The 15,198-nt window shown below is 33.8% G+C and carries 11 protein-coding genes; all 11 read left to right on the top strand.

What is annotated here, in order from left to right; genetic code table 11:
* Positions 1 to 160: 160 nt before the first annotated feature.
* The 11 genes from KEC48_RS14940 (at position 161) to KEC48_RS14885 (ending at position 15,198) form a co-directional block, all read left to right on the top strand.
* Entirely contained in the window at positions 161 to 2,503 is a 2,343-nt protein-coding gene (locus tag KEC48_RS14940; protein ID WP_211963270.1) for a hypothetical protein, read from the top strand.
* A complete protein-coding gene (locus tag KEC48_RS14935; protein ID WP_211963268.1) occupies positions 2,469 to 2,762 on the top strand; it encodes a hypothetical protein in 294 nt (97 codons plus the stop codon). The genes KEC48_RS14940 and KEC48_RS14935 overlap by 35 nt, the downstream gene beginning before the upstream one ends.
* Before the next feature lie 141 nt (positions 2,763 to 2,903).
* A complete protein-coding gene (locus KEC48_RS14925) occupies positions 2,904 to 10,850 on the top strand; it encodes a helicase-related protein (protein ID WP_249191373.1) in 7,947 nt (2,648 codons plus the stop codon).
* A gap of 14 nt (positions 10,851 to 10,864) precedes the next feature.
* Positions 10,865 to 11,158 (top strand): hypothetical protein, encoded by a 294-nt coding sequence (locus KEC48_RS14920; protein WP_051335128.1) that lies wholly within the window; start codon positions 10,865 to 10,867, stop codon positions 11,156 to 11,158.
* Positions 11,151 to 12,098: a DUF3991 and TOPRIM domain-containing protein gene (locus tag KEC48_RS14915; RefSeq protein ID WP_211963262.1), complete on the top strand. Its 948-nt coding sequence runs from the start codon at positions 11,151 to 11,153 to the stop codon at positions 12,096 to 12,098. Before KEC48_RS14920 ends, KEC48_RS14915 begins: the two co-directional genes overlap by 8 nt.
* A gap of 10 nt (positions 12,099 to 12,108) precedes the next feature.
* The gene (locus KEC48_RS14910) at positions 12,109 to 12,312 is read left to right on the top strand and encodes a DpnD/PcfM family protein (protein ID WP_211963260.1); all 204 of its coding nucleotides are present in this window, start codon (positions 12,109 to 12,111) and stop codon (positions 12,310 to 12,312) included.
* Positions 12,305 to 12,487, top strand: a complete 183-nt coding sequence (locus tag KEC48_RS14905; protein WP_249191372.1) for a DUF4314 domain-containing protein — start codon at positions 12,305 to 12,307, stop codon at positions 12,485 to 12,487. The genes KEC48_RS14910 and KEC48_RS14905 overlap by 8 nt, the downstream gene beginning before the upstream one ends.
* A gap of 2 nt (positions 12,488 to 12,489) precedes the next feature.
* Positions 12,490 to 12,720: a hypothetical protein gene (locus tag KEC48_RS14900; protein WP_211963256.1), complete on the top strand. Its 231-nt coding sequence runs from the start codon at positions 12,490 to 12,492 to the stop codon at positions 12,718 to 12,720.
* Positions 12,721 to 12,802: 82 nt separating this feature from the next.
* The gene (mobC, locus tag KEC48_RS14895) at positions 12,803 to 13,150 is read left to right on the top strand and encodes a plasmid mobilization relaxosome protein MobC (protein WP_211963254.1); all 348 of its coding nucleotides are present in this window, start codon (positions 12,803 to 12,805) and stop codon (positions 13,148 to 13,150) included.
* Positions 13,137 to 14,516 (top strand): relaxase/mobilization nuclease domain-containing protein, encoded by a 1,380-nt coding sequence (locus KEC48_RS14890; RefSeq protein ID WP_211963252.1) that lies wholly within the window; start codon positions 13,137 to 13,139, stop codon positions 14,514 to 14,516. Before mobC ends, KEC48_RS14890 begins: the two co-directional genes overlap by 14 nt.
* The gene (locus tag KEC48_RS14885) at positions 14,458 to 15,198 is read left to right on the top strand and encodes a PcfB family protein (protein WP_087158602.1); all 741 of its coding nucleotides are present in this window, start codon (positions 14,458 to 14,460) and stop codon (positions 15,196 to 15,198) included. Before KEC48_RS14890 ends, KEC48_RS14885 begins: the two co-directional genes overlap by 59 nt.

The following is a 15,198-nucleotide window of genomic DNA, read 5'->3' as shown; positions in this document are numbered from 1 at the left end:
CTTATAAATTAGTTTAAAAGATAAATGTATCTTGCTAATGAATTTTATTTACAGAATTAATTATATTTTTTCATGTTATGAGAAAACTTTGAAAATGGTGAATAAAGAATAGATAGGAAATGAACACGATGAAATTTAGCACTTTTTTAGGAGGTAACATATGAATAATATAATTAATGATTCTAGCATCTGGGATTTGCATATTCATTCATGCAAAAGCCCAAAATCATCAGGTGAATTCCAAACTATGTCTGTAAATGAATTCATAAACAAAATATTAGAAATATTTTCTGACTACCCTGATTTATCATTAATATCATTTACAGATCATAATTATTTTTCATATGATGTATATAAAGAATTTATTTTAAAACAAAGTGATATAGCAGTGGTACCTGGAATAGAAATAGATGTAAATATCCAAGGAATAAAAGAAGCAAAACATTTGATTTTTTACTTTAATATTGAATTTGATGAATTAGAATCTTTTGCTAAAAAAATAAACAGTTTATTACAAAATAAAAAAAGTATTGATATTAACACCCTATTAGAGTTTTTTATTACTGAAAAAATAGAATTTTTAATTAGCCCACACGCCTTTAAACAAGGGAAAAGAGCAATTGAGTTTGATTGGAATGATGAAGAAACAACAAAAGGCAATATGCATAAATTCATGGATCAATTCTTTTGTTTTTGGGAAACATCTGGTTATTCTGAGATAGCCAAAGCCATAGAATTTTTAAAATATTTTGAAAAAGAAGAATGCATTTCAATCATATCTTTTTCTGATTCTTCAGATGAACAAAAATTAAGAAATTACTTGTCTAATCCTCCTCAATTTTTTAAATCTTTACCAAATTTTAAAGGTATTCAGTTAGCTGGAACAGATTCAAAAAGAATATTAAAACATCCAAAAAGAATTGACGAAAATAACAGCGGAAACATTATTGGTTTTGTTAATATAAATGGTAAGGAAATCCAATTATCAGATCAATTAAATGTAATCGTCGGCGGAAGAGGAAGTGGAAAATCTTTATTGTTAGATAATATTGCTCTAAATATGGATAATAGCATTAGAGAAAAAGATAAACTTAAAAAAGAAAGAATTGACTTTTTAGATAAATTTCCAATTGAGGTTAACAATTTAGATCACACAAATATAGCATTAGATAGTAAAAAAATTGATTATTATGATCAATCATACGTTTCAAAGATTTTTAATTCTGATAACACCAATAAAGAAATAGAAACATATTTCAAAGATGAGTTTAATGCTCTTGGTGAATTAAACTCTGAAACAAAATTACAAGAAATTAGATTATTATTTAATTCATATCTAAATCGTAAAAATACAACTAAACCAAATGATAATATATCAAACTTTATTGGAAAATATAAAATTATCAATGAAAATGCTGTTTGTTTAAAATTTAAAAAAACTGATGTGAAAGATAGAAAAATTATAGATTTTAATTTGGAGGAAGCTTTAAAATATGTAAATAAAAGTTCAAAATTAATTCCAAGAGAGCTAAAAGATAATATTGATATTAAAAAAGCATTATTAGATTTTTTAAGAGTAATAAATTTTGAAGTTACTAAATATAACACAGATATTGAAGAACACAATTTTGAGAATATTATTAAAAGGAAATGTATATCATATTTGGAAAATAAAAATACATCTGTAAGGGAAAAAAATGAGCAAGAAGAATTATTTATAAATCATTTTAAATTTGAATGTAGTAAATATGAAGAAAGAACTAATATCATTAATGCTCTAATAAAAATGCAAAGTATTCATCAAAAAGAAGATGAGTTATCAGATATAAAACAAGGTGTAGATGGAAGTAAATTTAAATTTGAAAAAAAGCTTATTTACGAAGAACCCTTAGAGTATTTTAAAAAAATGTGTATAAAATACCTCGGTACAAAAGTTAAATCATATAGTCTAGAAAATTTATATAATATTTTTATTTTTCATTTAGAAGATGAGTTAAAAACAAGTAAAAATGTTGACGATTTTATTAAAGATTTAAAATCTTTAAATGATTACAAAATAGAATATCAATGTAACATTTTATATGGTGAAACTGAAGATTCATTAAAATTAATAAATAGAATGTCTCCTGGCACGCAAACAAATATATTAATGGAATACATTGTTTCTAAAGATACAAAAATACCACTATTAATAGACCAACCTGAAGATAATATTGATAATGAAACAATTTATACCAAATTAACAAGTTGGTTTAGAAGATTAAAATTGAAAAGACAAGTAATTGTTGTTACCCATGATGCCAATATTGTAGTAAACGCAGATGCAGAAAACGTAATAATAGCAAGCAAAAAATCAGATGATCAATTTATATATGATTATGGTGCTTTGGAATATGAAAATATTTTAAATAGAATATCAATTATTTTAGATGGTGGAGTTGAAGCAGTAGAAAGGAGATTAAAAAAATATGGAAGAGAAGATAATCAACGTGGAAATAAATAATCATATTATAGAATTAAAAACAAATAATCCTGACTTAAAATCATTGATTAATGCAATAATTGAACAAGATAATAATTTCGATTTCAATAACATAAAAATCGAAGTGACTGATAAAAATTTTGATAAAGAAAACTTCAAAGAAATATTATTGAAGTCTATTCAAGAGTTTAAAGAAAATATACAAATAATAGATTCAAAAAAAATTCAAATTGAAGAAAAAATAGAAACTCTGAATAAATCTTTAGATGTTATTAAATAAATACAAATTATTTATTTAATAACATCAAAACAATTAATTAACAAATAAAAATTTTTACAAACCAGTTTTATTTTAAACTAATGTAATTATTGGGGAGATTTCAATTATGAAATCTCTTTTTTTGTTGAAAGGAGGAACACAGTGAACAACAAATATGAATATACCCATGAGCTATGGTCTAATCAAATTGAATCTATATCCAAATCACCAAACGAATGGATGTCATTTCTAAAGACTTCTGCTTGGATGTATAAATTCTCATTCGATGACCAGCTTCTTATCTATGCTCAACGACCTGATGCAAGAGCCTGTGCAAGTTATGAAACATGGAACGATAAGCTTCATCGTTGGATAAAACGAGGCTCAAAAGGGATTGCACTTCTTAATGAAAATGGAACACTTCGATATGTTTTCGATATTTCGGACACACGTAGTCCAGAAAATAAACCACTACATTTATGGTCTGTTGATATCACAAACGAGGAAGAGTTCATAGAAATGATCGTTGATAAATATGGTCCTTTTGAATCAACGCTCGACTATGGCCAAGCTGTCATATTGATGTCAAAAACCATCGTTGCAGATAATTATCAAGATTATTTCTCAAGTTTAAAGAAATTTAATCAAGAAAGCATTTTATCTGAACTTGAAGATCATGAAATCGAAGGCAAATTTAAAGACCTGTTAACGAATTCCATGGCTTATCAAATCCTTCATCGTAGTGGAGTGGATCCGGATAATTATTTTACCGAAGATGATTTCTACGCTATAAGAGATTTTAATACTTTGGATACGATATCTCAATTAGGTATCGCTTCTAGAGATCTCTGCGAAATAGGAATGACAGATATTTCTTTAAAATCAAGAGAAATCATGATTCGTACATTTGAAGAAAACAAAAAAACAAGGCAAAATAAGAGCGAAGAAAAAGAAAGGAGCATTTCAAATGAAAACAATTCAATACAATCAAGTTGGGGATTTCCTATTTCCAGATCTGAAGCCGGAACAACCAGTATTCAACAGTCATTACGCAAGGTTGAGATACAATTACCTCAAGACAAACCATCCAGGTCATCTGTTAGCCTTGAAGGCAAAGAACGAACTCAACAATCACTTGAAAGAGATCGATATACAAGCCAAGCAGAGAATGGAAATTCTGATGAATCAATTATTAAAGAACCAACCCGCTCCCAACAAAGAAACTCATCAGATGGAATGGGTACAACACATGAACAATCTCAAACAACAAGCCGAGGAAATGATCCTCAACGAACTGATCTACAACTAGATTTAGGATTTGGTGGTGAAGATAATACTTTACCACCTTTTGATTTATCCGATCTTCCTACACTACTTAGAGAAGATGTTTCTTTACAGCACACAAAAGAAGAGATCCAACAATTTTTTAACGAACACGGCGATGGTGAAGAACGTGCTATCTTTCTTGAATCCTGCTATGACGATACATTGGTACAAACGTTCAGAAAACCAGAGCGATATGACTTTTCCTATATAGGGTATAAGAAAAAGGATCATGGATTAGAAGTATGGTCAGGAAATTATCTCGATCAAAAATCATTGTCTTATCTTACGTTTTTTGAGTTACAAAACGAAGTATCAAAACTGATCGAAAGTGGTGAATATCTTATTCCTACTTACAATAAGATGTCTTCAATTCAAAAAGCTTTCTACAACAAGACGATGAACAGGAATGTCGATTATTATTTGTTTGCCTATCATCCACAGTTCTTAAAGAGTTCATCAGAGATTATTTTTTACCTTAAATCAGAAACAGATAAGGATAAAAGAGCAGAATTTATCAAGGACTTCTATCCAGAAGAGGTTGTAGAAATCATGGTCGATGGTATCACTTTAGGATTTAAGAAAGAAGATGACCATCTTCACATCTACATGGGACAGTATGATGACCAAGTAGCTTCTTCCGATTATTCATGGAGCGTTGTAGATAGAGAAATTGAAGGCATGATCCTATCCCGTTATTTTGATCCAAGCGTTCAGATTCCATCCTCATTTGAACAACAAAATGCTGTCTATGAAAACGAAGAACAACTCAACAACGGAATCTTCTTTTCACAAGAAGAAATTGACCGCATCCTAACAAGAGGCAGTGGATTTGACCAAGGAAAGATGCGAATTTACCAACAAATGCTCCGTCATGAATCAAATGATAAAAATGCAGAGTTTCTCAAACATGAATATGGGATTGGTGGATCTCATCCAGCTTTTGGACTTATCGATATGAACTATGATGCAAAAGGTATCGAATTATCTCGTTCAAGACAGATCGGAGAAACGGAAATCTCAATCACGCTCAACTGGAAGAAAGTCGCAAAACGAATCAATGAACTTGTACAGTTAGACCGTTATCTTTCACCAAAAGAAAAAGAATACTACCCTACTTTTTTGCAGGAACAGATGAATCGTGAACTGGAATATGAACGTAAACAACTTTCGGATTCCAGCGCTATGTCTCCTGTGCAAGAGGTAGATTTAGAAGAAAAAAGAGAAACCATCAAGGAATACAGATGGAAAGTCGGTGATACTGTCTATAAAGGTGTTGATGAATATACCATTCTTGAAGATGGACAAGATATTGCCATTCAAAATAAGAATTTTCCTTTATTCATTGACTACATGAGCCGACAGGAATTCATATCCCTTTTAAAAGAAAATCCATTAAATGATAGTCTTCTGGTCGAAATAGAAGCACCTGCGGATAACATTCAAGAAACTATTATAAGTGAAGATAAACAGGAACGATTATATGAACGTTTCAAGGACATTGCTCCTAGTCTTATCAATGGAACAAGTCCATATCTATCCTATAAAACAGAAAGCGATAGAGATCATTATTTTGTCATCGCTTTTGATCAGGAAACTAATATCATCGATATGTACCATGTTTATGAAATTGAAGGAAGAGAAGTCATGGATCCGCACATGCAATTTGAATTTGATATTGAAAACAATGAAATCGTTCCTTTCTATTTCAACAATCCGATCGTTGGTCTAGAATATGATCTTCGTAATGATACGGATTCAGAAATTGAAACAGAACTCTATGATTATGCAATCCAATGGCTAGGAAATATCAAACAAAAAGGATATTATCTTGAGTCTGAACAGATATACAAAGATGAAACAAAGATTGGTGTTTATTTCTACGATTACGATAAGGATCATAACATCATCTATACTAACAATCCTTCTATTTCACAAGAACAACAAGATGAAACTCCCCTACCTCAAGAGAAAATCAATTATCAAATCTTAGATGAGCATCTTGGTGCAGGTACTCCAAAAGAAAGATATCGAAACAATATAGCAGCCATCAAGCTGCTTTTTTCTTTGGAAGAAGAAGGAAGAAGACTGGCAACGAAGGAAGAACAGGATATCCTTGCGAAATACGTTGGCTGGGGTGGTCTATCCGAAGCCTTTGACGAATCAAAATCTACCTGGTCTAATGAATATCATGAACTGAAGAGCTTATTAAGTGAAGAAGAATACAGTGCAGCAAGAGAATCAACACTAACGGCCTTCTATACACCACCAGTCGTGATAGAAAGCATCTATTCCATCATCGAACGTTTTGGGTTTCATCATGGAAATATCTTAGAACCAGCCTGTGGTACTGGAAACTTCTTAGGAAAGCTACCTGCTTCTATGGAATCCTCTAAACTTTATGGAATTGAACTGGATTCCATTACAGGACGAATCGCAAAACAGCTTTACCAGAAAGCTAACATTACTGTCGAAGGATATGAAAAGACTTCTTTGCCTGATAGTTTCTTTGACGTTGCGATCGGTAATGTTCCTTTCGGTCAGTTTAAGGTATCGGACAAGCGATATGATCGATTGAACTTCAATGTTCATGATTATTTCTTTGCCAAGACCATCGACAAGATTCGTCCTGGAGGATTGATCCTTTTTGTCACTTCGAAATATACGATGGATAAAGCCAATTCTTCGGTCCGTAAATATATCAATGAACGATGTGAATTACTCGGAGCGATCCGTCTTCCCAATGATACCTTCAGTGAAAGTGCCAATACCAAAGCTGTCAGTGATATTCTGATCCTAAAAAAGCGAGAAAGACAGATGGTCAATGACGCTCCGTGGCTTTATACACAGACCGATGAAAACGGACAAACATACAATGCCTACTTTCACGAACATCCTGAGATGGTACTTGGTCATTTTGAAATGTCAAAGTCCATGTATGGTCGTGATGATCTAACTGTCATCCCATTTGAAGATATCCCTCTCAAACAATCATTGGATGAAGCAATCATGCACATCCATGGGCAAATTGATGACATGGTCTTAGATGAATCCGTGATTGATGAACCAGAAGATACCATCATTACGATACCAGCTGATCCAACAGTTAGAAACTTCAGTTACACGATGGTTGATGGAGATATCTACTTTAGAGAAAACAGTGTCATGAGCAAGATCGAACTATCACAGACCGCTAAAAATCGAGTCATTGGGATGATAGAAATACGAGACTGTGTACGTGAACTGATTGAATATCAAAAAGATGACTATGATGAAAAGATCATCCTAGAACAGCAACAAAAGCTAAACGATCTATATGATACCTTTACAGAAAAATACGGATTGATCAACTCTCGTGGTAATAGTTTAGCTTTTAGAGAAGACAGTGCCTACTATCTGCTTTGTTCCTTAGAGAACATCAATGAAGATGGAACATTAAGATCGAAAGCAGACATGTTTACAAAGAGAACAATCCGAAAGCATGTCGTTGTTGAAAAAACAGAAACCTCTAACGAAGCCTTGATGTTATCTCTTTCTGAGAAAGGAAAAATTGATTTTGATTATATGCATCAGCTAACAGGTTTTGATAAAGAGAAGATGGTTCATGATCTAAAAAGAGTTATTTATCGAATCCCTCACATTGATGATGAAGAGGATGTTTATGTGACTGCTGATGAATACCTAAGTGGTAATGTACGTGAGAAATTAAAGATAGCCTCACTTTCTGCCGAAATTGATCCAAGCTATAAGGAAAATGTGGAAGCTTTAAAACAAGCCATGCCACAAGATCTAACTGCTTCAGAAATTGAAGTTCGCATCGGAGCCACATGGATAGAACCAGAAATTTATCATGATTTTCTTGTTGAGATCCTTTCCCCTTCCCCATTTATCCAGGAAAGGATTCAGGTGTCTTATTCTTCCGTAACGGCCGAATGGAACATATCCAACAAGAACTGGGATCGAGGAAATGCCAAAGCTGAAAAGACCTATGGAACACATAGAGCCAATGCGTATCGATTGATCGAAGACTGTTTGAATCTAAAAGCAACCAAAATCTTTGATTATGAATATGACGAAGATGGCAAAAAAGTGGCTGTCCTAAACAAGAAAGAAACGATGATTGCACAACAGAAGCAGGATTCAATCAAAGAAGCTTTTTCGAACTGGATATGGAAAGATTTTGAACGTAGAGAACATCTTGTTAAGAGATACAATGAACTATTCAATTCAATACGCCCACGCGAATATAATGGAGATCATCTTGATTTTCCAAATATGAACAGTGAGATTTCTTTAAGGAAACATCAAAAAGATGCGATTGCCCACATCCTATATGGTGGAAATACGTTACTCGCTCATGTCGTTGGAGCAGGAAAAACATTTGAAATGACAGCAGCGTGTATGGAATTGAAACGTCTTGGGTTAGCACAAAAATCTATGTTTGTCGTACCAAATCATTTAATCGAGCAATGGGGTTCTGAGTTTCTTCAGCTATATCCTAGTGCCAATATCTTGGTCGCAAGAAAGCAAGACTTTGAGAAAAGCAAACGAAAGACCTTCTGTTCTCGCATTGCTACTGGCGAATGGGATGCCGTCATCATTGGACACAGTCAATTTGAAAAGATCCCTGTTTCTGTTGAAAGACAACGTAAACTTATCGAAGACCAGATTGAAAGCATAACACTAGGTATTCAGGAATTACGTAGAAATAATGGTGAAGGATATTCGATCAAACAAATGGAAAAGACAAAAAAAGGACTGAAAAAACGTTTAGAAAAGCTCAACAGTGATGAGAGAAAAGATGATGTCATTTCCTTTGAAGAACTTGGAATTGATCGTTTGTTTGTCGATGAGAGTCATAACTACAAGAACTTGTTCCTATATACAAAGATGAGAAATGTAGCTGGACTATCACAGACCGAAGCACAAAAATCATCTGACATGTTCATGAAATGCCAATATCTTGATGAAATAACTGGTGGAAAAGGTGTCGTGTTTGCGACCGGAACACCTATCAGCAATTCCATGACCGAGATGTATACGATACAACGATACCTTCAATATGGAACATTGAAGCAACATGGATTGGAGCACTTCGATAGCTGGGCTTCTACATTTGGTGAAACGGTCAGTGCAATCGAACTAGCTCCTGAAGGTACTGGATATCGAATGAAGACAAGATTTGCTCGTTTCTTCAATCTACCTGAACTGATTTCCATGTTCAAAGAAGTTGCCGATATAAAGACTGCGGATATGTTAAATCTTCCTACACCAAATGCTCATTACCACAATGTCGCTGTCAAACCAAGCGAACAACAAAAAGAAATCGTAGCCGAACTTGCACAACGCGCACAAAATGTACGTGATGGTAATGTCGATCCAACCGAAGATAACATGTTAAAGATCACCAATGATGGAAGAAAACTAGCAGTAGATCAACGTCTTGTCGACCCTTCCCTCGATGATTATCCACATGGAAAAGTCAATGCTTGTATCGATAATGTTTTGCGCATCTATGAAGAGACAAAAGATAAAAAATCAACGCAACTTATTTTCTGTGATATGTCCACCCCATCTAAGACATCCAAAGCCTTTCTTGAACAAATCGAACAAAATGAATCGGTTCCATTCATGAATGTTTATGACGATATCTTTCAAAAACTGATCAATAGAGGAGTTCCTTCGAGCGAGATTGCTTACATCCACGATGCGGCAACCGATGCAAAAAAGAAGGAACTTTTTTCTAAGGTTCGTGAAGGAAAGGTACGAATTCTTTTAGGTTCGACACAGAAGATGGGAGCAGGAACCAATGTACAAGACCTACTGATCGCTTCTCATGACCTAGATTGTCCATGGCGTCCTAGTGATCTGGAACAACGTGCTGGAAGAATCATTCGTCAAGGAAACACGAACAAAGATGTCGATATCTATCGCTATGTCACTGAACAAACATTTGATGCGTATCTCTATCAGCTTGTGGAGAACAAGCAAAAATTCATCTCACAGATCATGACAAGCAAATCTCCGGTTCGCTCTGCTGAAGATATTGATGAAGCTTCCTTGAGCTATGCAGAGATCAAAGCACTAGCAAGTGGTAATCCAAAAATCAAGGAAAAGATGGATCTTGATATACAGGTCAATAAATTAAAACTAGCCAAAGCAAACTATCTTAGTGAGAAATATGATCTGGAAGATAAGATCATCAAATACTATCCAAGCAAGATTTCCACATTAAAAGAAAGTATTGCTTCCTATGAAAAAGATATTAAAGAGACACCAGAAGTAACGGAATTTGATGGAATGATGATCAAAGGAAAACGATATGAAGAGAAAGAAACCGCAGGTAAAGCATTGCTGATTACCTGTAAATCGATTCAGGATTCCACGCAGCAAAACATCGGTGAGTATCGAGGATTTAAAATGCTAGCTTCCTATGATTCGTTCTATCAAATGCATACGATATTTTTGATGAAGAATCTCGCACATAAAGTTGAACTTGGTAGTGATGTTTTTGGAAACATTACCCGTCTAGATAATGTGATCAATGGTTTATCTAAAAAGCTTGAAATCGAAAAAAATCTTTTAGAAAATACACTGAATCAATTTGAAAATGCAAAAGAAGAAGTCAAACGTCCTTTTGATAAAGAAGACGAACTTCAAGAAAAAAGCAATCGACTTTCGGAATTAAACAAGGAACTGGATATAGGAAATAAAGATGAAAAAGAAGCAATGAGCTTTGACGAAGTCCAATTTGAAACAGAAAAAGATAAAAGTAAAGAACGATGAAGGAGGCAAAAACATTGAAAAGAATCAAATTTTATATAACTCCAGAACAGACCACCATTCTAAAAAAGATAGATTCTTTGACCTATCTTAAAGATTTTGAACCCAACAGCATCATCAAAGAAGGAAGGATTTATAAATCAACAATTCATGATGGATTGATCATCAATAAGAAAGGATGGAAGTGGAAAAGCAAGAACCTTTCCGGAAAGTGCGCCGTGGATTATCTCGTATACGTCGAGCATTTTTCATTCATGGATGCCCTTCATTTATTGTTCGATTGTTATTTAAGTGGTGGTGAATATGCCTAAAAGATATATTTCAAAGAAAGATCTAGCTAAAGTAAAAGAGTTAGATCTTCTTACTTATTTTAAGAATTATGCACCGGAAGAACTCGTTCGAAAAGGAAGAAATGATTATGTTACACGCACTCATAGTTCACTTCATATGTCAAATGGTCTTTGGTGTTGGTGGGCACAAAGCAAGGGAGGGCGAACTGCTCTTAGTTATTTTATTGATGTTGAAGGAATGGAATTTCTGGATGCAGCGCTCTATCTAAGAGACCTCATACAAACAAAAGAGCCAATTCCAGTAAAACAATATACAAAAAGTATCTATCGTTTTCGACTTCCACAGGCTTATGAAAATAATAATATTATTGAAAAATATCTAATCACAGAAAGAAAAATTGATAAAGAAATCGTCAAAGAATGTATCCAATCTTATCTCATATACGAGTCAAATAAGGATCATTCTGTCGTATTTATTGGTCGTGATGAAAATCATTTTCCTAAATTTGCTTGTCTTAGAGCAACAGATTCGCCTACCAAAAAAGATGTTCCAGGAAGTAATAAAAGATACAGTTTTCAAATCAAAAACAACAATTCACGAACCTTACATGTATTCGAATCAACAATCGATCTTCTCTCTTATCTTACTTTAGAAAAAAGAAAAGACAGCATTTTCCATCGTGACAATTATCTTTCGATTGATGGAGCTACCTTAATTGGGAAATCAATTACTAACTCTACCCTTCCAGTTGCTTTGGATCATTTTCTAAATATAAATGATATTCGTACAATAAAACTTCATTTAGATAACGACAGAGCTGGTAAAGATACAACCAAAATCATTTATCATCATCTTCATGAACAATATGAAATACAGGATTGTAGTCCAAAAAAATATAAGGATATTAATGAGCAATTAGTAAAAACCGATGTAAAAAATCATCAAATACGAATTCAATAAGGAGGACAAAATGAAAAAATATTTGGTAGAAATCACAGAAACATCACAACGACAAGTCACAGTTACTGCCGAAACACGTGACGAAGCTGAACAAAAAGTCAGGCAAAAATATCGAGATGAGGAAATCGTTTTAGATGAGCGAGACTACATTGATACAGATTTCCACGTCATTAAAGAACGTTCAATCGATAATAAAATGCATTTCTATGGATGACCCTTACCATCCTGTTCCTACAGGAACCATCGGTATAGTCGATTATGTTGATGATGCCGGCACGATTCACATGCAATGGGAGAATGGTTCATCACTTGGATTGATTGAAGGACAAGACCAATTCGAAGTGATCAAACCCAAAATAAAAAACAAATCTAAAGGAATGGAGCGATAAAAATGGATCCAAGAGTCAAAAGAACAATTACAAAACTTGAACAACAAAAAGAAAAAAAGACCAATGAAAAGAAGAGAATTGAACAAGAATTATCGGAAATCGACGCCAATCTTAAGCAGCTTTACGCATTCAAAAAAGAACAAGATAAGCTTCAATCTTCCATTGATCGATTCTACGAACCTATAAAGAAAGATAGTACAGATGAACACTCCGAGAGTGTCTACAACGTCTAGCAAGCACTGAATTTGTCCGGGCAAATTCGCTTGTTAGGGAAAATCCCTAAGACCCTGCACATTTAAAAGGAGGTGTAACTCAATGAGAAATCGAAAACGAACTCATCGTGTTGAAGTAGCGATGAACGATCATGAATATAAAAAGTTTTTAGAGTCGGTTGAACGATGCGGGATGACTAAACAAGCTTACTTGCTTTTTCTGATCAACAACCGCATTCCCCAACCTAGACCTAAGAAAGATTTTTATGACATGATCAAACAACTTAGAATCATTAGCAATAATATCAATCAAATCTGTGTCGTTGCTCATCGTACAGGAAGCATTGATGAAGTAAAGTTCAAACAGTCTCAAGATGAACTGAATCAAAAAATACTTGAGATTCGTTCTGCTGTCCTTCTCCCTATCAAGGTCGAAGATGGCAACAACTAAGATATGGGATGTTAACTCTCGTCTTGAACGTTTGATTGATTATGCATCCAATCCAGAAAAAACTGAAAACAAATCCGATATGGATTACCACTACAATGGATTAGGACAAACGCTTTCCTATACGACCAATGATCTAAAAACAGAAAAGCAACTTTATGTCAGCGGAATTAACTGCTCTTATCCAACAGCTCTTGAGGATATGATGCTTACAAAAAAAGCTTTTAATAAGATGGATGGTATACTCGCCTTTCATGCGATCCAATCTTTTGATCCTGGAGAAGTAGATGCAGAGTTGGCTCATCAAATTGGAATCGAACTCGCTAATCATATGTGGGGCGATCGCTTCGAGGTACTTGTTGCTACACATTTAGATAAGGCACATTACCACAATCATTTTGTTATCAATTCTGTTTCCTTCAAAGATGGAAAACGTTACTACGATAACAGACATAATTACTATCGTATTCGTGAAGTATCCGATCAACTATGTAAAAAATATAATTTATCCGTTATTGAAAACCCACAAGACAAATCTCTTCATTATTCAGAATGGAAATGTCTCAAAGAAAAAAAACTGTCAGAAAGAGAATTAGTTAGACGAGATGTTGAAGAAGCGATTGCTAGAGCAAGAAGCAAGAAAGAATTTTTTAAAATTCTTGAAGAAATGGGATATACATTGCGATTCGGAAAAAAATATATCTCTCTTAAACATAAAAATAGTAAGCGTGCTTTTAGACTTCAAAACCTTACAAAAGATGGATCTTATGAAATGGAAAATATCCTGATAAGAATCTATCAAAAGAAACCTGCTCATTTTGAAGAACCTAGACACACTAACAAAATCATCCTAAAAGGAGATTTCAAAAACACGAAGAAGATCACAGGATTTCGAGCATTATATTTTCGCTATTTATATCTTCTAGGTGTATTACCAAAGCATTCAACTAAACAAAGAATCCATCCATTGATTAAGCGAGATTTATTGAAGCTCGATCAAATTACAGAGGAAGTCACCTTCATGGGTAAGAAACACATCAACACCTATGAAGATTTTTTTATGCAAGAAAAACAAACGCAAACTTCAAAAAATGACATGGAAAAACAACGACGCTGTTTATACAACAAAGTCAAGCGATGTCATGACATTGAAACAAAAGATAACTTGCAACAACAAATTGATTCTCTTACTAATCAAATCAAATCGTTACGAAAGGAGGTGGTGCTCTATGAGAGGATAAAGAAACGTTCCAAGATCATGGAAGATAAGATGAAACAAATCAAAGAATCAGAAAAGGAGGAAAACCAAAATGACAACAGGTGGAGAAACAGCAGATCAAATGACAAGGATGACCTTACAAGGTATTGAAGTCGCGGCTGAGATTGCAATGAAGGCAGGTGGAGGTATTTCCCGTTCTCTTGCAGCAACTCTTTATGCCATCATCACCGACAAGAAAAAAGTCAAAGGAAAAACTCGACTTGATGCAATGTTGAAGTCAGGAAAAGAGTTGAAAGTATTTGCCATCAGACATAGCGATCTTAAAAAATTCTGCGAAGAAGCAAAACGATATGGTGTTCTTTATTCAGTTTTAAAAGAAAAGAACAACACCGATGGTATATGTGACATCATGGTTCGTGCCGAAGATGCTTCAAAGATCAGTCGTATCGTTGATAAATTTGAACTAGCAACCATCGATACCAAAGCAATAAGAGAATCCATCATGAATGAACGTCAAGATCCATTGAAGGATATTCCACTTCTTAATGAAAAAGATCATGATGAGTTAGTCAAAACTCTAATGGCATCTACAAAAGAACCAGAACCAAAAAAGAAGGAACAAGAAATAAACCCCACCCTCGCTCGGGCAGAAAAGAAGAAAGAAAATCAGTCCGAGCGTTTTTCAAAGAGAATAAAAGATAAGGAAGATATTCGACCATCCGTTCGTGAAAAATTAAAAAAATATAAAAAGAAAAACGAACAAAGATATCATTCAAAACAACCAACAAAATCAAAACAAAAAAGTTCAGCAAAGAAAGGTAAGGTAAGATAA

The organism is Clostridium sp. C1, assembly GCF_018223625.1.
Lineage (GTDB): Bacteria > Bacillota_I > Bacilli_A > Erysipelotrichales > Coprobacillaceae > Allocoprobacillus.
This window is presented reverse-complemented; position numbering and strand designations above follow the sequence as displayed.

Coding starts and splice junctions, on each gene's coding strand:
- KEC48_RS14935 (WP_211963268.1), top strand. CDS start 2,469: ATGGAAGAGAAGATAATCAACGTGGAAATAAATAATCATATTATAGAA.
- KEC48_RS14900 (WP_211963256.1), top strand. CDS start 12,490: ATGGATCCAAGAGTCAAAAGAACAATTACAAAACTTGAACAACAAAAA.
- KEC48_RS14940 (WP_211963270.1), top strand. CDS start 161: ATGAATAATATAATTAATGATTCTAGCATCTGGGATTTGCATATTCAT.
- KEC48_RS14890 (WP_211963252.1), top strand. CDS start 13,137: ATGGCAACAACTAAGATATGGGATGTTAACTCTCGTCTTGAACGTTTG.
- KEC48_RS14910 (WP_211963260.1), top strand. CDS start 12,109: ATGAAAAAATATTTGGTAGAAATCACAGAAACATCACAACGACAAGTC.
- KEC48_RS14915 (WP_211963262.1), top strand. CDS start 11,151: ATGCCTAAAAGATATATTTCAAAGAAAGATCTAGCTAAAGTAAAAGAG.
- mobC (WP_211963254.1), top strand. CDS start 12,803: ATGAGAAATCGAAAACGAACTCATCGTGTTGAAGTAGCGATGAACGAT.
- KEC48_RS14905 (WP_249191372.1), top strand. CDS start 12,305: ATGGATGACCCTTACCATCCTGTTCCTACAGGAACCATCGGTATAGTC.
- KEC48_RS14885 (WP_087158602.1), top strand. CDS start 14,458: ATGACAACAGGTGGAGAAACAGCAGATCAAATGACAAGGATGACCTTA.